The following is a 21,093-nucleotide window of genomic DNA, read 5'->3' as shown; positions in this document are numbered from 1 at the left end:
AAAGACCTTCATGACTGACGCAACACGCCGAGCTCTCATCGTGCGAGGCGGCTGGGACGGGCACGAGCCCGTCGAGACCACCGAATCGTTCATTCCGTTCCTGACAAGCAACGGCTTCGAGGTGCGAGTCGAGGAGTCGCCCGCCATCTACACCGACGAGGCGTACATGGACACGGTCGACCTGCTCGTGCAGATCAACACGATGAACACGATCGAGAAGGCGCAGATGGCCGGCCTCGACCGGGCGGTGCGCCGCGGCATGGGAATGGCCGGATGGCACGGCGGCATCGCTGATGCCTACCGCAACGAGGCCGACTACCTGCACATGATCGGCGGCCAGTTCGCGCACCACGCGTCGAGGGCTCCCAAGGAGGAGCTCGCGGGCGGCCAAGAGGACAACTACATCCCGTACACCGTGCACATCACGGAGCTCGGCAAGGTGCACCCCATCACGGCGGGCATCCAGGACTTCGAGCTCGTCACCGAGCAGTACTGGGTGCTGAGCGACGAACTGAACGACGTGCTCGCCACGACGACCCAGTCCGTGCGGCCATGGGATGCCTGGCACCGCCCTGTCACGGCGCCCGCCATCTGGACGCGCCTGTGGGGCGAGGGCCGCATCTTCGTCTCGGCGCCCGGTCACAAGCTCGAGGTGGTCAACGACCCGAACGTGCGGACCATCATCGAGCGCGGTCTGCTCTGGGCGGCACGGGGATCCGGGCAGCCTGCGCCGAGCGCTGCTGACGTCGCGGCCGCGACCTCGGGAATCGAGGCGGGCGAGTGAGCGACCAGCAACCGCGTGCTGAGCTAGGGCAGCAAGTCGAAGCGACAAGCGTGCTACGCGTCGGCGTCATCGGCGTAGGCAACATCAGCGCTCAGTACTTCGCGCACATCCCGAAGCTGTCGAACCTCGAGCTCGTCGCGGTCGCCGACGTGAACGAGGAGCGAGCACGCGAGGTGGCTGCGGAGCGGAGCACGCAGGGCCGCCAGGTGCGTGCCCTGACCGTCGACGAGTCGCTCGCGGATCCCGGCATCGACGCTGTGCTCAACCTCACGATCCCGCAGGCGCACGCCGCCATCGGCATCCGTGCGCTCGAGGCGGGCAAGCACGTGTACGGCGAGAAGCCGCTCGCGTTGAACCCCGCGGAGGCCGAGCCCCTGCTCGCGCTCGCCGAAGAAAAGGGACTGCGCGTCGGGAGTGCGCCGGACACCGTGCTCGGCACGGGCATCCAGACCGCGCGCAAGGCGCTGGACGATGGCGCGATCGGACAGCCCATCGCCGCAGCCATCCACTGGAGCGCTCCCGGCCACGAATTGTGGCATCCGGCTCCCGCGTTCTACTACCAGCCGGGCGGCGGACCGCTCTTCGACATGGGTCCCTATTACTTGACGAGCATCGTGACGCTGTTCGGGCCGATCGCACGGGTCTCGGGCGTGGCGACCACGTCGTCGCGCCAGCGCACCGTCGCTACCGGACCACAGGCCGGCACCCCCATTCCCGTGGATGTCGAGACGCACGTGAGCGCGCTGCTCGAGCATGAGAATGGTCTGACGACCACCATGACCGTGAGCTTCGACGTGTGGAAGTCCCGTGCTCCGCTGTTCGAGGTGTTCGGCACAGAGGGCAGCATGGCCGTGCCCGACCCGAACCGCTTCGAGGGCGACGTCGAGATCGCGACGGCGGCCGACCGCGAGTGGAAGGCAATCCCCGTCTCGGCGGGCTGGGCCGACTCCGGACGCGGTTACGGGCTGGCAGACCTGGCGAGGGCGATCGAGACGGGACGCCCGCACCGCGCGAGCGGCGAACTCGCGTTCCACGTGCTCGAGGTGATGGATGCCGTGCTGCGCGCCGCGAAGGACCACGCGGTGGTCGACATTGCGAGCACCGTGCAGCGCCCCGCGCCCGTGCCGCTGGACTCGACGCCCGCCACCTGGTAGCACTCCGGCGCTTACTAGTTCAAGAGGGGAGTGTCATGGGAATGAGTTCGCACGGCACTCCCCTCAATCGCCTATAGGGTGTCGGGAGGAAAGAGCGCTCTCAGAGCGCTCCCTCTCTACTCACCCCGCAGCGCGGCATCCGTGCGTCCGCGCCCACAGGCAGGAATGACATGACACAAGGCAGTGACGACTTCCGCGACAGCGGGCTGCAGTTCCCCGATTCGTTCGTGTTCGGCTCGGCCACCGCTTCGTATCAGGTGGAGGGCGCCGCGCACGAGGACGGCAGGTCGCCATCGATCTGGGACACCTTCAGCCACACTCCCGGCAAGGTCTGGAACGGCGACAACGGCGATGTCGCCGACGATCACTACCACCGCCTCGAGGCCGACCTCGACCTCATGAAGCGCCTCGGCCTGCACGCCTACCGGTTCTCGATCGCGTGGCCGCGCATCGTGCCGAACGGCCGGGGCCAGGTGAACCCGAAGGGCGTCGACTTCTACTCGCGCCTCGTCGACGGACTGCTCGAGCGCGACATCACTCCGGTGGCCACGCTGTACCACTGGGACCTGCCGCAGGTGCTCGAAGACGAGGGTGGCTGGCCCAACCGTGAGACCGCGTACGCCTTCGCGGACTACGCCGAGGCGATCGGTGAGCGTCTCGGCGACCGTGTCGCCGTATGGACGACATTGAACGAGCCGTGGTGCTCCGCGTACCTGGGCTACGCGTCGGGCGCTCACGCACCCGGCCGCACCAACGGGGCGGCTGCGTTGCGTGCCGTGCACCATCTCAACCTCGGCCACGGGCTCGCGTTGCAGGCGCTGCGGGCATCCGTCGCCAAGGACGACGCCCAGTACTCCGTGACGCTGAACCTGCACGTGATCCGGCCGGAGGGTGACAGCGGCCAGGAGGCTGCTCGCCAGATCGACGCGCTGGGCAACCGCGCGTTCACGCACCCGATGCTCAAGGGGGAGTACCCGGCCGACCTGTTCGAGGACACGAAGTCGCTCACGGACTGGTCGTTCGTGCAGTCCGGCGACCTGGAGTCGATCAATCAGCCCATCGACATCCTCGGCGTCAACTACTACTCCACGAACCGGGTGCGGTTGTGGGACGGCAGAGGCGAGCGTCAGCACGCGGACGGGCACAAGGATGCCGGTGCGTCGCCGTGGCCCGCCGCCGATCGCGTCGAGTTTCTCGAACAGCCAGGCCCATACACCGAGATGGGCTGGAACATCGAGCCCGCCGGACTGTACGACTTGCTGACCTCGCTGCGGGACGAGTTCCCCCAGCAGCCGTTGATGATCACCGAGAACGGCGCGGCCTTCCCTGATGTCGTGTCGCACGAAGAGAGCGGACCGGCCGTTCACGACCTCGACCGCATCGATTACCTGCGCCGCCACCTCAGCGCCGCTCATCGTGCCCTGCAGGACGGCGTCGATCTGCGCGGATACTTCGTGTGGTCGCTCATGGACAACTTCGAGTGGGGCTTCGGCTACTCCAAGCGGTTCGGCATCGTACGCGTCGACTACGACTCGCTCGAGCGCCTGCCCAAGGACAGCGCGGCCTGGTACTCGCAGCTTGCGGCGACGCGCAGCATCCCGGAGTAGCAGGCGGCAACCTCGAATAAGTTCGATAGCCGAACCTGAATACCACTAGGCTGCCTGCGTGACCGAAGCCCTCTCGGCGCCGCCCGATGCTGCGCCGCTGCGTCCCCCTCTGGGGAGCAACCTCGACGGTGTGCGTCAGCACAACCTTGGGGCGGTGCTTCGACTCGTGCACGGCATTCCTGGACGCTCCAGGTCCGAGCTCACGAAGGCGACCGGGCTGAGCCGGTCGACGATCGGAGCCCTCGTGGCGGAGCTTTCCGCGCTTGGGCTGGTGTCGGAGAAGGATCCGCGAGAGTCGACAGGTGTCGGGCGGCCGAGCCCGATCGTCGTCGCCAACCCGAGCGTCGTCGTCGTCACGGTGAACCCCGAGGTGGACGGCGTCACGGTGGGACTCGTCGGCCTGGACGGCACGGTTCACCGCCGTGAGCGGCACGTCACGCAAGAGCCGCCCGCGGCCGGTGACGCCGCCCGCATCGTTGCCGCGATGCTCGACGACTTCAACGGACCAGCGGTTTCGCGCTTGCGAGCCACAGGCATCGGCGCGGCCGTGCCTGGAAGCGTTCGCGAGGCGGACGGCGTTGTACGCCTTGCGCCGCACCTCGGCTGGGTCGACGAGCCCTTCGCCGCTCTCCTCGAGCAGGCTACGGGCCTTCCCGCGTCGGTGGCGAACGACGCGAGCCTCGGAGCGAACGCCGAGCATCTGTTCGGAGCAGGACGCGGCATCAACGATCTGATCTATCTCAACGGCGGCTCAGGCGGCATCGGCGGTGGAGTGATCACGGCCGGGCGCCCCCTCACGGGCAGCTTCGGTTACGCAGGGGAGCTCGGCCACACGCTGGTCAACTCGGCGGGTTCCCCCTGCCATTGTGGAGCTGTCGGATGCCTCGAGACCGAGGTCTCGCAGGCCGGACTCCTCGAGGTGCTCGGCCTGCACGACCCGGACGACCTCGAATCGGCCATGAGCGACCTCGATCCGCAGGGGCGCGAAGAGGTCGAGCGGCAGCTGCGCTATCTTGCGGTGGCCATCCGGAACGCCGTGAACATCCTCAATCCGCGCCGCGTCGTGCTGGGTGGATTCCTCGGCCTGCTGCTCGACGCCGCCCCCGAAGTGCTGGATGCTGAGGTGCGCGCGCAGTCGTTGGCGACATCAGTGGAACAGGTGGACATCGTGCGAGCTGAGCTCGGTTCGGAAGTGCTCACGGTCGGGGCAGCCGAGCTCGCCTTCGCCCGGTTGATCGCCGACCCGACGGCGGTGCAGCGCGCATGATCATAGCTCTCGCGCTCTCTGCGAGCCTCGACGTGACGTACGAGGTCGACGAACTCCATACCCGCGACATCACGCGGCCGACGGGCGTCACTCGGGTCGCGGGGGGCAAGGCGCTGAACGTGGCGCGTGCGGCGCGAGCACTGGGCGCTGACGTGCACGCGGTCGCGGCACTCGGCGGTCCGACCGGGGACTGGGTGGCTGCCATGCTGGCGGACGACGCCGTTGAGGCCGTCGTGGTGCCGCTGCGCAGGGTGACCAGAACCTGCATCGCCGTCGTCGAAAGTGCGGAGTCCGCAACCAGCACCGACATCTACGAGCCCGCCACCGAACTGGACCGGGGCGAGTGGGACGCCTTCGCCGCGGCCGTCAGCGAATCGGTCGCCGGTGCGCTTGCCGAAACTGGCCGCGGCGGCTCAGCGCCATGGCTGGCGCTCAGCGGATCGATCCCGCCCGGCGTACCTCTCGAGCAGCTCGGACAGCTCCTCGCGGAGCTCCGGCTCCAGGGCGCTCGCATCGTCGTGGACGGGTCGGGTGACGGGCTGCGCGCCACGGCCGCGGCGGCCGACCTCATCAAGGTGAACAGACGAGAGGCATCCGAGCTGCTCGGCGCGGAGCAGGCGACGGCGGCGGATGCCTGCCGCCAGTTGCGCGCTCGTTACGGATGCGACGCGGTCGTCACCGACGGCATTGCAGGGTCGGCAGCGCTGATGGCCGGCGTCGAGGCTGAGGTTCCCGGTGCTACCAGGCGGGGGAGATTCCCGGCAGGCAGCGGCGACTCCTTCCTCGGCGGCCTGCTCGCGGCATTCGAGCGCGGCGAATCGCCGGCCGACGCTCTTCGTTCGGCATCCGAGGCGGGGGAGCGCAACGCCCTCGTGCCCGGTCAGGGGCGCCTCGCAAGCGAGTAGCGGGCGGCGTGTAGCGGCCGCTGGTCCTGAATCTCGATTTCTTCGCGCTGAGGTCTGGCGTTCGCCCCGCAGGCGTCCGGTATGATTGTCTCGAATCGATTCGACGCGCTTCCTCGGGCGCGATCTTCGATCTCGATCCCTTCGCTCCACCACTCGGGCCGCACCCGCGTGCGCGCAGCCGCAATGCTCGCCGCGGGCATCCGCTGCCTGATCGCGCCCTGCCACCACACCACAGATCTGCGAAACGTATGTCTACAGCCACCAAGCCCATTCCCGTCGTCCCCGAATCCGAAGAGCGGTCTCGCGGGGCACACCGTCACGGGCAGGCGAAGCGTTCAGAGCTCGCCTGCAGCGGCGAATCGCACGGCTCGCGCACCGAGCAGGAGCGCGAGTCGGAGTACGTCGCCACGCAGACCTCCGGCATACCCGTCGTCGGCATTACCGCAGGCATGCCGACAGGCGGCATCCCCACCATCGACTTCGGTGCTGCAGCGAGGGGTCGCCGCTCGCCCGCCACGTCGCCGGCATCCGTCGTGCACCCGGGCGACGCCCTGCCCACGCGCAGACGGCTCTCTTACATCCTCATCCTCGGCGCGCTGACGGCGCTCGGTCCGTTCACCATGGACACCTACCTGCCGTCGATGCCGAAGCTCGAGACCGACTTCCACGTCACGACCGCCGTCATCCAGCTCACGCTGACGGCCACCACGCTCGGCTTCGGACTCGGTCAGCTCATCGTCGGACCGTGGAGCGACAAGGTCGGCAGGCGAGTTCCGCTCATCGTGGCGACGACCGTGCACATCCTCGCGTCGCTCGGCGTGGCGCTCGCGCCGAACGTGGAGCTGCTGAGCCTGTTCCGTCTGTTGCAGGGACTCGGCGCCGCAGCCAGCGGTGTGGTCGCGATGGCCATGGTGCGCGACCTGTTCAGTGGGCACCGTCTCGTCACCATGCTGTCGCGGCTCGCACTGGTGAACGGTCTCGCGCCGGTCATCGCACCCGTGCTCGGCTCGCAGCTGCTGCTCATCATGCCGTGGCGCGGAATCTTCTGGGTGATCGCCGCGTACAGCGCCTCGATGCTCGTCTGCCTCGTGCTGTGGATCGTCGAGACCCTGCCGAAGGATGCCCGCCACGCGGCTGGGCACACCGGCGTCGGTCAGCGGTTCAAGTCCGTTCTCAGCGACCGTATCTTCGTCGGCGTGGTCATCGTCAGCGCCATGAACTTCTCGGGACTGTTCTCGTATCTCTCGTCGAGCTCGTTCGTGTTCCAGATGGTCTACTCGTTCGACGCGCAGCAATACGGCGCGCTATTCGCCGCCAACTCGGTCGGAATCATCATCGGCGTGCAGACCGCTGCACGCTTGGCGAAGCGCGTGGGCCCGCAGTGGGTGCTCGCGGTCTCGACCGCGACGATGACGATCTCGGCCGCCCTCATCGTGATCCTCGGCAGCACGGGAACCGGCGGCATCTGGGGCGTCATCGTTCCGCTCTGGTGCTTCATCTGCTCGTGCGGCTTCGGCTTCCCATGCGTGCAGGTGCTGGCGCTCAACGGCCATGGCTCCGAGGCGGGCACGGCGGCGTCGCTGCAGGGGGCATCCAACTTCGCGATCGCCGGCCTGATCTCGCCGCTCGTCGGGCTGCTGGGCGTGGCCAGCGCCGCACCAATGGGTATCGTGATGCTCGCCTGCTCGATCGTCTCGGTGTGCTCGTTGTGGTTCGTCGTGCGGCCGCGCACCGTGCCCGCACTCGCCAGGTAGACGCGGCCTCGTCATTCCGGGACACGCCGGGCACCGAGCAGCACCCGCTCAGCACTCACTCAGCACACCCAGGTGAAGGGAAGACCGTGGCACACATCCGTCCTTACCGAACGAGCGATCGCGACGACATGTACGAGATCTGCCTCAAGACGGGGAGGTCGGGCACGGATGCCACGGGCTGGCTCGACGATGACGACCTGCTGCCCGACATCTACGCGCTGCCATACGTGGACCTCGCTCCGGAGACCGCGTTCGTGGTCGACGTCGAGGGCCGTGCTCGCGGTTACATCCTCGGAGTGGAAGACACCGCCGAATTCGTCGAGCGCCTGCGAGCCAAGTGGCTTCCGGCTTTCGAGCAGAAGTATCCGCTGACCGGTGAGGAGAGCACGACGCAGCGAATAGTCCGGGACGGCCGGCGGCCCGAGCGGATGCTCATTCCCGAGCTCGGCGACTACCCCGCGCACCTGCACATCGACCTTCTCCCCGATCTGCAGGGGCAGGGGTTGGGCAGGATGCTCGTGCGAACCCTGCTTGCGGAGCTGACGTCGCGCGGAGTTCCTGCCGTGTGGCTGGAGTATGCGCCAGACAACGTGAGCGCCGGTGCCTTCTACCAGCGTCTCGGATTCGCTCCCCTGCCCTCGAGCGCGACCGGCACGCGCGTGGGCATCCGCACCGACGCCGTCGTCTGACCGGCCGTACGGCGCAGAGGCCGCCGCGCCCAGGTGGGGCCGCCCCTTCTGGCGGCGCGGTCACATCCAGGTGAGCAGTGGGATGCGCTCGAACCAGTACAGCCATTCGGGGTGCGCCGAGCGCATCTCCGAGAGCGTGATCGAGTCGGACGGGCTGGCGAGCGGGCGGTCGAGCACCTCGGCCAGTTCCTCCATGTCTGCGCGAGACCAGTACTGTCCCCGCAGCCGCACCCGTGGCATCCCGTGCACGTCGAGGATGAACAGGTTGGGCTGCGTGTCGAGCGCGTTGTCGCGATAGAGCTCCAGCAGACACAGCGATGCGATGTCTCGGTTTGCGATCTCGGTGACCCGCCCGAGAAACCCCCGTTCCCGCACGCCCTCCGGCGAGACCATCACCGCCGTGCGCCTGAACTGCAGAACGGCGATCAGCGCGATGAGGGCGACGAGCGCGTGCACGAGGAGCGTCACCGGCCAGCCCCCGTTGCCGATCGTGAGCCAGTACGCGACAGCGAACACGGGAGTGGTCAGCGCCAGGGCTGCGATGACACCGCTGGAGAGCAGATGGCGATGCGGACGCAACACGTGGGTCTCCGTCGTCATCACCTGCTCGGAAAGCACAGAAGCTCCTCCACCGGCTGGGGGCTTTGCGTGTATCGGAACGCCGCGCTCGGCGACGTCGTGCGGCTCTCGGCCACTCGAGTACGGGGCCGCTCATGCCGCCCGCGTGTCTGGCAAGATTAGCGAGAATCTCTCACGGATAGAACCCCCATTCTTCCCCTCGCGCTCGGGCCCGCATTCGGTCATGCTTCTTGGCCCGTTCGCCAGGCCGCACGGGCGCCCGAACCGGTAGGTTGGTTCGCGAGGCACCGGCGCCCCCGGTGCGCAGCAGACTGGGAGTTCTCGGGATGAATGTGATCGCACTGATCGTGTCGTTCGTGCTGTTCCTCGGCGGGATGGCTCTGATGGGCTATGCGCCCGAGTTCACGGGGTGGCAGGGACCCACCTTCATCGGCGGCGTCGTCGCCATGGCGCTCGCGTTCGCCATTCCGATGCAGGTGCTCAGCAAGCTGGACTGATTCCTGCCGGGGTGGGTCGCTGTCGAAAACGGCCCAGTCCGTTCGACGTCTTGTTGACGGCGACCGACGCCGTCGGCACCACTCGAGAGACGGGAACACACCCATGGCCAAGTACTTCATCGCCATCAACGGCAACGAGCAGCGGTGGGCCGCGATGACCTCGGATGACTGGGCCGCCATCGACGAGGGTCACCGCCGCTTCCGTGAGCAAGCGGGCGAAAGCATCCTCTCGGCGGGCCAGCTGCAGGATCGGGAGAACTGGACAACGGTGCGCCTCGGCGGCTCGGGCGAACCGACCGCAGTCGATGGACCCTTCGCCGAGACGAAGGAGATGCTCGGCGGTTTCTACGTGATCGACGTGCCCGAGAAGGCGGATGCCGTCGCTCTCGCCGGCCTCCTGGCCGAAGCGCGCACGGACCACAGCGGTGTGGAGGTCATCCCGCTCATGCGGTGAGGCGGCGCGGCCGCCGGCTCGTCAGGCGGTTCAGGTCGGGATCGTGTACGCCGTGACGCCTGTCATCGTGAGCCGCACCTCTCCGTCGGCCTCGATGATCGTGAGCAGAACGCCATCGCAGCGGCGGCACCTGGCGACGAACCTGTTGCCGTCCGCGTAGACCACGGCCTGCGCGACGACCGCCACGTCACCGCAGTGCGCGCAGCGCGCACGTGCAGCCGTTGCATCACCTGCCATCACCTCGGACAGGGGGCCGGCGAGCACGTTTCCGTCGAACTTCTGCATCACGCACCTCCGAACCGCTCGGCACGCACGTCGTCGACGTCGTGCCCGAGCTCCTTCAGCCAGCCGAGCACCCGCTCGACGAAGGGCGTCGACCCGCACACATACACGCGCGGGTTCTCGTCGACCCGCAGCACGAGCTCGCCGAGCAGCTCGCGTGTGAGGCGGCCGGCCGGGCGGGGATATCCGTCTGGGGCTCGTCTGGAGAACACGTAATCGACCCGTACCGCTGCGGGATCGGAGGCGGTGGCCTCACGGTCCAACTCCTCGCGGAAGAAGACGTCGTCTGGCGTTCGTGCCGCGTAGAGCAAACGGAACGGCGTGGCATCCGCAGCAGCTCGGTGTGCGCGCACGATGGCGGCCAGCGGTACGACTCCTGAGCCGCCCCCGATGAGCTGCACAGGGCGGGAGGATGCGCCAGGCGTCCACTCGAACCATCCACCGAGCGGACCGCGCACCTCGAGCTGGTCTCCAACCATCAGGTCGTCCACGAGGAACGGCGAGACCTCGCCTGAGGCGACGCGGTCGACGGCGAGCTCGATCGACGTCGCGCTTCCCGAGGACGCGATCGAGTAGGAGCGGCTGGCCTGGTAGCCGTCTTCGGCCGTGAGCCGGATGTCGACATGCTGGCCCGCTGCGTTGCCCGGCCAGTCGGGGATGTCGAGGGTGATGCGGCGTGCGTTCGACGTCTCCGGGCGGGCGGCCGACACGGTTGCCATATGCCACGCGGCATGCGCGATCACGAATAGCGCTCTTCGGTCCAGGGATCGCCGTGCAGGTGGTACCCGCGCTCCTCCCAGAACCCCGGCTCATCCTGCGGGATCAGCTCGAGACCGTGCACCCACTTGGCGCTCTTCCAGAAATACAGGTGGGGGACCACGAGACGGGCCGGACCGCCGTGCTCGGGCTCGAGCGGCTCGCCATCCGCCTCGAAAGCGATCCACGCCTTGCCGTCGAGCAGCTCATCCAAGGGAATGTTGGTCGTGTAGCCGCCGTAGCTGTGCGCCATCACATAGTCGTACGAGGTCTCGACGTGGTCGAAGATCCGGTCGAGCGGCACGCCGCGCCACGACATCCCGAGTCTCGACCAGTGCGTGACGCAGTGGATGTCGACCGTGAAGTCCTCGAGCCCGAGCGCGCGGAACGAGTCCCAGTCCCAGCGCGTGGTGGTGCCGTCCTCGGTCGTCACCGTGAATTCCCAGATCTCGGGATCGATGTCGGGCGTTGCTCCTGCCGTGAGCACGGGCCAGTCCTCGACCTGAGTCTGTCCGGGCGGCAGCCGCGTGTCGCGGTCGTGGCTTCTGCTGCCGAACCCGCGAGTGATGAGCGCCATCTGCTAACCGCCTTTGCCGTCGACCGGGGCCGGTGTGGCCGTCTTCAGTATCGCGGTAGGCACGCGGCAAGGGAACCCGTGAGCGAGCCGCCCGAGCCTCGGCTCAGCCGCCGATGAACGACATCTCGACGCGTCCCCTGCCGTTGTCGGCAGCCGTCTCCGCACCGCGCAGCTCCGAGTAGCGGTCGTCGCGGCTGCGCCAGGTGCCGAACAGCGCTCGAGCAACCGCTTCGTCGCCTTCTTCGATCGCGGGCTTCAGGTCGACGCCCGCCGACGCGAAGAGGCAGGTGAAGAGGTGCCCGTCCGCCGATATGCGAGCGCGGGTGCACGACCCGCAGAACGGCTCGGTGACGCTCGAGATGACGCCGATCTCGCCTAAGCCGTCGACGTAGCGCCAGCGCGACGCCGTCGCGGCTCCGCGCTCGGCGACGGCTTCGAGCGGATGCCTTCGGCCGATGCGCTCGATCACCTCGGCAGAGGGAACGACGTCGTCGAGCCGCCAGCCGTTTGTGGCTCCCACGTCCATGTACTCGATGAACCGTACGGTCACCCCTGTGCCGCGGAAATGCTCGGCGATGAACTCGATGTCGTCGTCGTTGAAGCCTCTTCGAACGACCGTGTTGACCTTCACGGGCAGGCCGGCCGTCCGCGCTGCAGCGATGCCGTCGAGGACACGGGTGAGAGGGATCTTCGTGTCGCTGATCCGGGCGAATGCCTGAGGGTCGAGGCTGTCCAGCGATACCGTGACGCGGTCGAGTCCAGCCTCGCGCAACGGCCCGGCGAGCCGTGCGAGGCCGGTCCCGTTGGTGGTCAACGCGATCTCGACGTGCCCGCCATCCGGGGTCCGTAGGTGGCTCAGACGTGCGACGAGATCGGTTATGGCCGGCCGCAGCAACGGCTCGCCGCCCGTCAGCCTGAGTTTCACGACGCCGCCGGCGACCGCGACCCGCGCAACGCGCTCGATCTGATCGAACGACAGGAGCCGGTCGGCAGGAAGGAACACGTGGTCGGCGCCGAAGACCTCCCTCGGCATGCAGTAGACGCAGCGCAGGTTGCAGCGATCGGTGAGCGAGATGCGCAGGTCGCGCAGCGCGCGGCCGTATCGATCTCCGATCAGTTGTGCTCCCATGTGATCACCGTAACCGGCCGGACCGGGACGTTCGGTGTGACGACGGCGCCCCGACCGTCAGGGCTCCACTTCACCCCGGGTGTCGGCCGGATACAGGATGACGGCAGATGACGGCACGCGAAGCAGCAACTGATCCCCGCGTGCCAGGTGAAGCGAGGCAAACTCGGCAGGGGGCACGTCGGCGGCCCATCCACTCGTCAGACGTACACGAACCCCGCCGGTGCCGAGTTCCCACCGTTCGACGGTGCCGCGTACCGACGACTCCTCGGATGTGTCCTCCTGCACGCCGGCATGCTCGAGACGCGCGATGTGCACGGATGCCGGTGCGAACGCCGCGAAGGCGCGCGCTCCGCGACGCAAGGGCTGCGACTCGCGGCCGCGGAGCATCCGTCCGTCGTCGGTGGTCAGCAGACCGGAGCCCGCGCTGGTTCCCGCGAGCAGGTTCATGCCTGCCATGGCGGCGACGAAGGGCGATCGCGGCATTCCGAGTACCCGCTCGAGCGGCCCGGCGTCGACGACCCGGCCGGCGTCGAGCACGACGCAGTCTTCTGCGAGCGACAGCGCGTCGATCACGTCGTGGGTCACGATCACCGCCGTCGTTGCCGTGCTGCGCAGTGTTTCGGCAGTGAGCATCCGGATGTCTGCCGCAGTCGCCACGTCGAGCGCCGAGAACGGCTCATCGAGCAAGAGCACGTCTGGCCGGGCGGCAAGAGCTCTGGCGAGGGCGACCCGTTGCTGCTGACCGCCGGACAACCGGGCTGGCCGCCGCTCTTCGTGGCCGCGCAGGCCGACGGCCGTCAGGAGCCGCGCGGCCTCGTCCCGCGCCTCGTTGCGCGAGACGCCGGCCGCCCGCGGACCGAACGCGACGTTTTCGAGCGCGGACAGATGCGGGAAGAGCGACGGCGCCTGGTTGAGCAGCCCCACCCTGCGGTGCTCAGGCGCCACGTGGATGCCGCGGCCCGGCTCGGACACGACCCGCTCGCCGACGCGAACGCGACCGTGCTCGGGTCGCAGTCGCCCCACGATCGTCTCGAGCAACGTTGACTTGCCGGCTCCGTTCGGACCTAGCACGGCCAGCGTGCGTCCCGGGAGGACGTCGAGTTCGACGTCGAGCGCGAACGAGCCGCGTCGCGCGTGCACCTTCGCCATGAGGCTGACGCCTTCGACAGGTGCGGGTCCCGACGCCTGCGTCACAGCGCCGCCTCCTCGCGCCTGCCGCGCACGGCCAGCAGCACCAGGATGGCGACGACGACCAACAGCAGAGACAACGCGATCGCGGTCTCCTGCCCGACACCGCCCCCGTTGAACGCTGTGTAGATGGCGAGCGGCATCGTTCGGGTGACGCCCTCCTGGTTGCCTGCGAACAGCGCCGTCGCTCCGAACTCGCCGAGTGCCCTGGCGAAGCAGAGCACGATCCCCGCCACGAGGCTCGGGCCGACGAGGGGGAGCGTCACGCGGCGGAAGGCTGTCCAGCGCGAGGCGCCGAGCGTCGCTGCCACCTGCTCGTACCTGGTGCCCGCGCTGCGGAACGCCCCTTCGACGGCGATCACGAGGAACGGCATGGCGACGAACGACTGCGCGATGATGACGGCGCCTGTGGTGAAGGGGATGCGGATGCCCACCCCGTCGAGCAGGGAACCGATGAGCCCCGTGCGGCCGAGCAGGTAGAGCAGCGCGATGCCGCCGACGAGCGGCGGTAGTACGAGCGGAAGGGTCACGATCGCGCGGAGCGCGCCGGCGACCCTGGCGGGGGAGCGGGCGATCAGCAGCGCCAGAGGAACGCCGAGTGCCACGCAGATGACCGTGGCGCCCGCGGCCGTCGCGAGCGAGAGCGAGAGCGCGGAGAGCGCCTCCCGTGACACGATCGCGGCCGGAACCGAGGCCCAGTTCAACCTCAGCAGGAGCGCGACGAGGGGAAGCACGATCAGCGCCAGCGCGACCGCCGCTGGCGCGATCAGCCAGCGCGGCCCGGTCATGGAGCTCCGAAGCCGTACGAACGCAGCACTTTCTGCCCGGCGGACGAGAGAACGTACGCAACGAACGCCTTCGCTATCGCCGAGTGCGGCGCATTCGTCACGGCCGCGATCGGATACCGGTTGACCGCCTTGTCGGCGTCCGGGATGGTCACCACCGTGACGCTTCCCTTGGCGGCCTTCACGTCGGTGACGTAGACGAGTCCGGCATCCGCTGCTCCCGACGACACCTTCGTGAGAACCGCCGTCACGTTCTGCTCTTCGCTCACCGGCGTGAGCTTCACTCCGTCGGCCGTCAAAAGCTTCTGCGCCGCCGCCCCGCACGGCACTGCCGGCGCGCAGACAACGGTCTGGATGCCTGCGCTCGCCAGCTGCGCAAGACTCGCGATCTTCTTCGGATTGCCCGAGCGCACGGCGATCTGCAGCGTGTTCGTGGCGAAGACCTTCGGGTCGGATGCCGTGAGCCCGGCCTTCTGTACGGTCGCCATCGTCTGCTGGTCGGCAGAGGCGAAGACATCAGCAGGGGCGCCCTGCACGATCTGGGTTGCGAGGATCTGGGATCCGTCGTAGTCGATCGGGGCCACCGTCACACCGGGATTGGCTTCATGGAACCCTGCCGCCAGCTCGTTGAACGATGCGGTCAGGGATGCTGCCGCATACACCGTGAGCTCGCCCTTGAGCGCTGGGGCCGCACTGCCGGACTGCGGTTTCGCTGTCGATGCCGGTTCCGCTTGCGCCGAGCATCCGCTGAGGGCAAGCAGTGCGGCGACGACCATGCCCGAACCGACGCCCATCCTGCGGAGCTTTCCGGGCGAGCGGTGGCGTATGGCGGATGCGGTGCTCATGCCTTCTCCCCTTTCGAGGCTTCGACGACGACCATCGTGGCCTTCACGACGGCGACCGCGCGCGAGCCGACCTCGAGCCCGAGGTCGCGCACAGCCTCAGTCGACATCAGCGAGACGACGCGCGCCGTTCCGCACTGCAGCTCCACTTGGGACATGACGGTGTCGCTGACCACGTTGGTCACGATGCCGGCGAAGTGGTTGCGTGCGCTGCGCAGCACTCCAGTGGTGTCGGCGGGCGCCTTGGCGCTCTCCACGGCGAATCTCGCCAGTTCTGCTCCCTCGATCACCTGCCTGCCGGAGTCGTCTGTGCCGCCCTCGACGAGGCCGTCGCGCATCCAGCGCCGAACCGTGTCGTCACTCACGGCCAGCAGCTCCGCGGCCTCACTGATCCGGTAATGCGTCATAGAACACGACATTACTGCCGCATGGGCGGGTGAATGCGCACAGCGACCACGCATCTGCGTGGTCGCTGGAGCGATTCAGGATGCCGTCGGACCGTTATCTCTCGCACAGCTCGCTCCGGAGGGCCCGCACCTAGGCTGTGCCTCATGTCGTCCGTCGCCCGCGCGCCCCGTGGGGCGGCCTTGTATCTGACGGCCGCAGCCTGCGGCGTCGTCGCGGGTGTTGCGGGCTGGGCGCTCGCCGAGGTCTGCGCCGTCTTCGTGGGCGCGGCATCCTCTCCGCTGTTCGCGGTGGGATCGTGGGTCATCGATCTCACTCCGCCGGGCTTCAAGGAATTGGTCATCGGGCTGTTCGGCACTGGCGACAAGCTTGTGCTGTTCGTGTGCCTAGGCGTTCTGGTGGTGGCGCTCGCCGGAGCTGCCGGCATCCTCGAGCTCGTTCGCCGCCCGTTCGGCGCGATCCTGCTCGGCGTGATCGGGTTCGTCGCCCTCGTCGCGGTCTTGACCAGGGCGAACGCCACCTACTGGTGGCTCCTTCCCACGGTCGCCGGCACACTCGCGGGCGTGTACGTGCTCGTTCGGGCGATCGACCGGCTGCGGGAATGGAAGCGCTCGGCCGAGCCCTCCCGTGTGCCCAGCTTCGGCGGTCGACCGGCGAGACGCTCGTTCCTGGCGTTCGGGATCGGGGTGGGCGCGGTCGGACTGGTCGCCGGGGTCATCGCACGCACCATCAACGCCGGAAGCGTGGCCGTCGCCTCGGCGCGAGCGCTCGTGAAACTCCCCGTTGCAGTGAAGCCGGGGCCGGTCATCCCCGCCGCAACGGACCTGCATCTGAAGGGGCTCACGCCCTACCTCACGCCGAACAGCGACTTCTACCGCATCGACACCGCGCTGCAGATTCCGGCGATCGACCCGGACACGTGGAAGCTCACCATCGGCGGCATGGTCGCGGCGCCCGTCACGTTGACCTTCGCCGAGCTGCTTGCGCTGCCTCTGGAGGAGCACACGATCACGCTTGCGTGCGTCTCCAACGACGTGGGCGGTGACCTCGTCGGCAATGCGACCTGGCTTGGTTATCCGGTGCGCAAGCTGCTGGCGAGGGCGAAACCGCAGGCATCCGCCGACATGGTGCTGTCGCGCAGCGTCGACGGCTTCACAGCCGGCACGCCGCTCGAGGTGCTCACGGACATCGACACGGATGCCCTCATCGCCGTCGGCATGAACGGCTCGCCTCTGCCGCTCGAGCACGGCTTTCCGGTGCGGATGGTCGTGCCTGGGCTCTACGGGTACGTCTCGGCGACCAAGTGGCTCTCCGAGCTGTCGGTTACGCGGTTCGACAGAGCGCAGGGCTACTGGACCGACAAGGGCTGGTCGGTCAAAGGGCCGATCAAGACCGCGTCCCGCATCGATCGCCCGCGGGAGGGCTCATCCATCGCGGCCGGGCGGTACGCGGTCGCCGGAGTGGCGTGGGACCAGCACACGGGCATCCGTTCCGTCGAGGTACGCGTCGACAATGGGCCATGGCAGCAGGCGCGTCTGGCGCAGACGGTCTCGGCCGACACCTGGCGGCAGTGGGTGTGGGAATGGGATGCCGTAACTGGCAAACACACACTCCAGGTGCGTGCCACGAACGCGGATGGCCAGACGCAGACCTCGGCCGTCGCGCCACCTGCGCCGAACGGTGCCACCGGCTGGCACACCGTCGACGTCGTCGTGCGCTGATCCGGACGACGTCCCCGCGCGTCAAGCCCTAGGGCAATACCCGGCGCTTCCGTATGGTGGGGTGCCGATCGGAGGTGCCGCATGCCGGAAGGCGATCCAGCCGCGCCCGCCATCCTGATGGCGGGGCGATATCGGCTGGGTCTGGCGCTCGGGCGAGGCGGGATGGCCACGGTCTACCGCGCCTGGGACGAGAAGCTCGAGCGTGCTGTCGCCGTCAAGGTCTTCGCCTCCGACGGGCCGTTCGCCGCGGACGGGGAGCGCAGGCTGCGCGAGGCGCGTGTGCTGGCTTCGGCGGGGCATCCGCATCTCGTCACGCTGTACGACGCGGAATGGCCGACGGATGCCCAGGCGGGGCAGAACGCGTTCCTCGTCATGGAGCTCGTTGAGGGCGAGTCGTTGCGCGTCACGATCGATCGACGCGGGCCGGACCCGGAGCTTGCGATGCGCCTGTGTGGCGAGCTCGGTGACGCGCTCGCTTACCTGCACGGTCGCGGCATCGTTCATCGCGACCTCAAGCCGGAGAACATCCTGATCGAGGATGCCAGTGGCTCGATCAAGCTGGTCGACTTCGGCATCGCCCGGCTGAGCGGATCGGAACGGATCACGACGGCCGGTCTGGTGCTGGGAACCGCGGCGTACCTGAGCCCGGAACAGGTGTCGGGAGGGGACGTGGGCACCGCGAGCGATGTGTACTCGCTCGGCCTGGTGGTGCTCGAATGCCTGACGGGTCGCCGCGAGTACCCAGGGCCGGCGGTGGAAGCGGGCGTTGCGCGGCTTGTGCGGGATCCCGTGATCCCGGCTGGGGTCCCGACCGGTTGGAACGCGCTCCTCGGGGCGATGACGGAGCGGGATCCGGCCGTCCGTCCATCGGCGGCACAGGTCGTGGCCGCCTTCGAGTCGCTGCTGCAGCGCGGCGAGCCCCTGAGGCTCGACGTCGATGCCGGGAGCGCGTCCGACGGCGCATCCACGGTCGCGATGAACTCCTCCTTCGTGGCAGGCGAGGCATCCACGTTGCCGCTGAACTCGTCGTTCGCTTCGCGCACAGGATCAACGGTCCCGATGGGGTCCGCGGTCATGGAGCCGACCGTGGCTGCACCGGCAGAAGGCGCTGCGCTCACAGGCGCTCGGTCGCGGCGGCTGCGGGTCGTCATGGCACTTGCCGTCGTGCTCCTCGCCCTGGGCATCACCGGAGGAGTCTTCGCCTGGACCGCTCTGAGCGCCGATCCGCACACCGCAACCCACGCACCGGTGCCGACGGTCGTGATCACCAAGACCCCAACCGCAACACCGGCACCGGCGCCGGTCGCGACGCAAAGCTCGGGAACGCCGCAGAACGAAGAGGGCACCGGAAATCCGGGGAAGGGAACGGGGAACGGAAGCCACGGGAATCCGCCAGGCAAGGAGAAGTCGGGAGACAAGAATCCAGGCAACGGTGCAGGCAAGGGGAAATGAGGCTGGGCGCAGAGGACGACCACACTGGACGTATGAGCGAACCGGTGCACCCCTGGGTGCTGCACGTCGATCTCGACCAGTTCATCGCGGCTGTCGAGGTGCTTCGGCGGCCCGAGCTGGCCGGCAAACCGGTGATCGTCGGCGGCAGGGGAGACCCGACCGAACGAGCCGTGGTCTCCACCGCCTCGTACGAGGCGCGCGCGTTCGGAGTCGGTTCCGGGATGCCTCTACGCATCGCGGCGCGCAAGGCACCTGAAGCGGTCATCCTGCCCGTCGATATGCCGTTCTACAAAGAAGTTTCCGAGGAGGTCATGGCGACGCTGCGTGAGCAACCGGGCGCCGTCATTCAGGTGCTCGGGTGGGACGAGGCGTTCCTCGGCGTGACCACCGAGGATCCGGAGGTGTACGCACGACGCGTGCAAGCCGCGGTGCTCGAGCGAACGAAGCTGCACTGCACCGTCGGCATCGGCGACACTCTCGTGCGGGCGAAGAATGCGACGACCTTCGGAAAACCGCGTGGAACCTTCCGACTCACAGCCGAGAACTGGATGGATGTCATGGGGGAGCGGCCGGCCATCGCCCTGTGGGGAGTGGGATCGAAGGTCTCGAAGCGGCTCGCGGCGCACGACATCCATACCGTCGCGCAACTGGCTCATGCAGACGAACGCGTGTTGGTCGAGGAGTTCGGCCCGAAGATGGGGCCTTGGTTTCGCAGTCTGGGCCGTGGCGAAGGCTCGTCCGTCGTGGACGACACCCCATGGGTGGCGCGAGGACACGGTCGCGAGACGACCTTCCAGCAGGACCTCACCGATCGTGTCGAAATCGAGCAGGCGGCCCGTGAGCTCATCGCGCAGATGCTCGAAGATGTGATCGCAGAAGGGCGACCCGTCGTCGGGGTGGGGCTCAAGGTGCGCTATGCGCCGTTCACGACCACGACGCTCGTCCACAAGATCTCAGAGACGTTCGATCGCGACACGGTTCTCGCCGAGATCCTGGACCTCGTCGCGAAGATCGAGCCAGACCGGCCGCTTCGGCTCCTCGGCGTACGGGCCGAGATGGCGATGCCGGACGACGCGCGCCAGGGACACACTCCCACGCGCAGCGGGTGGTGAGGTGCGGCATCCGACGCGGCTCGCCTGGATTGCGGGCGGATGCTCTACACGCGTGGTGGCGTACTGCCCCGCACCACGACGTGCGCATCGAACTCCCGCACGCGCCGCCGTTCCGAGGGGGCGGACGTCGCCAGCTCGACAGCGGTGGCACCGACAGGCTCCAGCGAGAGATCGACGCTCGTCAGGCCCGGGGTGACGTCATCGGCGTCGACGACGTCATCGAAGCCGGCAACGCCGATGTCTGCTCCCGGCGAGAGGCCGGCGGAACGCACAGCCGCCATCGCGCCCAACGCCATGCTGTCCGTGGCCGCAACCAGTGCCTCGACTTCCCTGCGGATGTCACGCAGGAGGTCGCTCGCGGCTGCGTATCCGCCGTCGCGCGACATCGGCACATCGCGCAGGTGGGTGACGTGGTCGACGAGCACCCCCGCCTGTCGAGCGCCTTCCGCGATGCCCGTCTCCCAAGAGCGGATCCCTGACGAGTCGCCATCGGGTCGAATCAGCGAGACAGATCGATAGCCGAGTTCCGCGAGCCGCACTATCAGCAGCCTGGCACCCTCACGTCTGGGGACGAGGGCTGTGTCGAACGGGAGCTCGTCTTCGCCCGCCACGACCACTCGACCGCCATCGTGCTCGTATCGCTCGAGTTCGCGGAGCAGGGCTGCGTGCGAGGAGTTCGAGCCGCCGCGTGCACCGGCCACCACGAGCGCGCGCGGACGCTGGCTGCGCAGGGTGCGGAGCACGCGGACCTCGTCCTCGTCCGCGTGATCGGTTCCCGTGATGGTGACCATCAGGCCGCGCTCGCGTGCCGCACTGATGACACCATGAACCAGTTCCGTGTTGTACGGGTCGCGGATATCGGAGACGACGACCGCGACCATCGGGGTCGCTCCCGTGGTGGTCGCACGCGCCGACGAGTTCGGCCGATATCCGAGCGACGCGGCAGCGGCGAGCACCCGGGTGCGGGCCGAGGACGTCACATGCTCAGACGTCGGATCGAGGGCGCGAGATGCGGTGGCCACGCCCACCCCGGCCTCCTTGGCGACATCGCGCAGGGTGACCACGGAACTCCTTCCGCAACAATGAGATGCTGCTTGCGCTGGGCGCAATGATTGTCCCATCGCGCTCAGGCGAGATGCTAAGGCACAGAGCAT

General features: G+C 68.3%; 22 protein-coding genes. 12 read left to right on the top strand and 10 right to left on the bottom strand.

Annotated features, from left to right (window positions below; all coding sequences use genetic code 11):
• Positions 1-10: 10 nt before the first annotated feature.
• From ACO2Q7_RS12780 to ACO2Q7_RS12750, 7 genes are all read left to right on the top strand, one after another.
• The gene (locus ACO2Q7_RS12780; protein WP_423356084.1) at positions 11-784 is read left to right on the top strand and encodes a ThuA domain-containing protein; all 774 of its coding nucleotides are present in this window, start codon (positions 11-13) and stop codon (positions 782-784) included.
• A complete protein-coding gene (locus ACO2Q7_RS12775) occupies positions 781-1,938 on the top strand; it encodes a Gfo/Idh/MocA family protein (RefSeq protein WP_423356083.1) in 1,158 nt (385 codons plus the stop codon). Before ACO2Q7_RS12780 ends, ACO2Q7_RS12775 begins: the two co-directional genes overlap by 4 nt.
• Positions 1,939-2,108: 170 nt before the next feature.
• On the top strand, positions 2,109-3,545 hold the full coding sequence (locus ACO2Q7_RS12770; protein WP_423356082.1) for a GH1 family beta-glucosidase: 1,437 nt from the start codon (positions 2,109-2,111) through the stop codon (positions 3,543-3,545).
• A gap of 58 nt (positions 3,546-3,603) precedes the next feature.
• Positions 3,604-4,812 (top strand): ROK family transcriptional regulator, encoded by a 1,209-nt coding sequence (locus ACO2Q7_RS12765; RefSeq protein WP_423356081.1) that lies wholly within the window; start codon positions 3,604-3,606, stop codon positions 4,810-4,812.
• On the top strand, positions 4,809-5,717 hold the full coding sequence (locus ACO2Q7_RS12760) for a 1-phosphofructokinase family hexose kinase (protein WP_423356080.1): 909 nt from the start codon (positions 4,809-4,811) through the stop codon (positions 5,715-5,717). The genes ACO2Q7_RS12765 and ACO2Q7_RS12760 overlap by 4 nt, the downstream gene beginning before the upstream one ends.
• Positions 5,718-5,965: 248 nt before the next feature.
• Entirely contained in the window at positions 5,966-7,471 is a 1,506-nt protein-coding gene (locus ACO2Q7_RS12755; protein ID WP_423356079.1) for a multidrug effflux MFS transporter, read from the top strand.
• Between the two features lie 86 nt (positions 7,472-7,557).
• Positions 7,558-8,160, top strand: coding sequence for a GNAT family N-acetyltransferase (locus tag ACO2Q7_RS12750; RefSeq protein WP_423356078.1), 603 nt, complete (start codon positions 7,558-7,560; stop codon positions 8,158-8,160).
• Positions 8,161-8,220: 60 nt separating this feature from the next.
• Here ACO2Q7_RS12750 and ACO2Q7_RS12745 read toward each other — a convergent pair whose 3' ends face one another.
• Entirely contained in the window at positions 8,221-8,778 is a 558-nt protein-coding gene (locus tag ACO2Q7_RS12745) for a hypothetical protein (RefSeq protein WP_423356077.1), read from the bottom strand.
• A 287-nt stretch (positions 8,779-9,065) separates the two neighbouring features.
• Between ACO2Q7_RS12745 and ACO2Q7_RS12740 the strand changes: the two genes are divergently transcribed.
• Complete coding sequence (locus ACO2Q7_RS12740; protein ID WP_423356076.1) at positions 9,066-9,236, top strand: hypothetical protein; 171 nt, start codon at positions 9,066-9,068, stop codon at positions 9,234-9,236.
• Between the two features lie 103 nt (positions 9,237-9,339).
• Positions 9,340-9,690, top strand: coding sequence for a YciI family protein (locus tag ACO2Q7_RS12735; protein WP_423356075.1), 351 nt, complete (start codon positions 9,340-9,342; stop codon positions 9,688-9,690).
• Positions 9,691-9,720: 30 nt separating this feature from the next.
• Here ACO2Q7_RS12735 and ACO2Q7_RS12730 read toward each other — a convergent pair whose 3' ends face one another.
• The 8 genes from ACO2Q7_RS12730 to ACO2Q7_RS12695 form a co-directional block, all read right to left on the bottom strand.
• On the bottom strand, positions 9,721-9,975 hold the full coding sequence (locus tag ACO2Q7_RS12730; RefSeq protein WP_423356074.1) for a DUF6510 family protein: 255 nt from the start codon (positions 9,973-9,975) through the stop codon (positions 9,721-9,723).
• Positions 9,975-10,715 (bottom strand): ferredoxin reductase, encoded by a 741-nt coding sequence (locus ACO2Q7_RS12725; protein ID WP_423356073.1) that lies wholly within the window; start codon positions 10,713-10,715, stop codon positions 9,975-9,977. Before ACO2Q7_RS12725 ends, ACO2Q7_RS12730 begins: the two co-directional genes overlap by 1 nt.
• A complete protein-coding gene (locus ACO2Q7_RS12720; RefSeq protein WP_423356072.1) occupies positions 10,712-11,305 on the bottom strand; it encodes a molybdopterin-dependent oxidoreductase in 594 nt (197 codons plus the stop codon). The genes ACO2Q7_RS12725 and ACO2Q7_RS12720 overlap by 4 nt, the downstream gene beginning before the upstream one ends.
• 103 nt (positions 11,306-11,408) lie before the next feature.
• Positions 11,409-12,434: a GTP 3',8-cyclase MoaA gene (moaA, locus tag ACO2Q7_RS12715; protein ID WP_423356071.1), complete on the bottom strand. Its 1,026-nt coding sequence runs from the start codon at positions 12,432-12,434 to the stop codon at positions 11,409-11,411.
• Positions 12,435-12,491: 57 nt separating this feature from the next.
• The gene (locus tag ACO2Q7_RS12710) at positions 12,492-13,628 is read right to left on the bottom strand and encodes a sulfate/molybdate ABC transporter ATP-binding protein (protein WP_423356070.1); all 1,137 of its coding nucleotides are present in this window, start codon (positions 13,626-13,628) and stop codon (positions 12,492-12,494) included.
• Positions 13,625-14,410 (bottom strand): ABC transporter permease, encoded by a 786-nt coding sequence (locus tag ACO2Q7_RS12705; RefSeq protein WP_423356069.1) that lies wholly within the window; start codon positions 14,408-14,410, stop codon positions 13,625-13,627. The genes ACO2Q7_RS12710 and ACO2Q7_RS12705 overlap by 4 nt, the downstream gene beginning before the upstream one ends.
• Positions 14,407-15,252, bottom strand: a complete 846-nt coding sequence (gene modA / locus ACO2Q7_RS12700) for a molybdate ABC transporter substrate-binding protein (protein ID WP_423356068.1) — start codon at positions 15,250-15,252, stop codon at positions 14,407-14,409. The genes ACO2Q7_RS12705 and modA overlap by 4 nt, the downstream gene beginning before the upstream one ends.
• A complete protein-coding gene (locus tag ACO2Q7_RS12695) occupies positions 15,249-15,656 on the bottom strand; it encodes a TOBE domain-containing protein (protein ID WP_423356067.1) in 408 nt (135 codons plus the stop codon). Before ACO2Q7_RS12695 ends, modA begins: the two co-directional genes overlap by 4 nt.
• 144 nt (positions 15,657-15,800) lie before the next feature.
• Here ACO2Q7_RS12695 and ACO2Q7_RS12690 point away from each other — a divergent pair, with 144 nt between their 5' ends.
• From ACO2Q7_RS12690 to ACO2Q7_RS12680, 3 genes are all read left to right on the top strand, one after another.
• Positions 15,801-17,375 carry a molybdopterin-dependent oxidoreductase gene (locus tag ACO2Q7_RS12690; protein ID WP_423356066.1) on the top strand — a complete coding sequence of 525 codons (1,575 nt, stop codon included), beginning with the start codon at positions 15,801-15,803 and terminating at the stop codon, positions 17,373-17,375.
• Positions 17,376-17,456: 81 nt separating this feature from the next.
• A complete protein-coding gene (locus ACO2Q7_RS12685) occupies positions 17,457-18,827 on the top strand; it encodes a serine/threonine-protein kinase (RefSeq protein ID WP_423356065.1) in 1,371 nt (456 codons plus the stop codon).
• A 32-nt stretch (positions 18,828-18,859) separates the two neighbouring features.
• A complete protein-coding gene (locus ACO2Q7_RS12680) occupies positions 18,860-19,939 on the top strand; it encodes a DNA polymerase IV (protein ID WP_423356064.1) in 1,080 nt (359 codons plus the stop codon).
• Between the two features lie 44 nt (positions 19,940-19,983).
• Here ACO2Q7_RS12680 and ACO2Q7_RS12675 read toward each other — a convergent pair whose 3' ends face one another.
• Entirely contained in the window at positions 19,984-21,003 is a 1,020-nt protein-coding gene (locus tag ACO2Q7_RS12675) for a LacI family DNA-binding transcriptional regulator (RefSeq protein ID WP_423356063.1), read from the bottom strand.
• Positions 21,004-21,093: the final 90 nt, after the last annotated feature.

The sequence above is a fragment of the Rathayibacter sp. KR2-224 genome (assembly GCF_049446075.1).
In the GTDB taxonomy this organism is placed as follows: Bacteria; Actinomycetota; Actinomycetes; order Actinomycetales; family Microbacteriaceae; genus Humibacter.
Note: the sequence above shows the minus strand (reverse complement) of the source record. Positions and strands in the feature narration are given on the sequence as shown.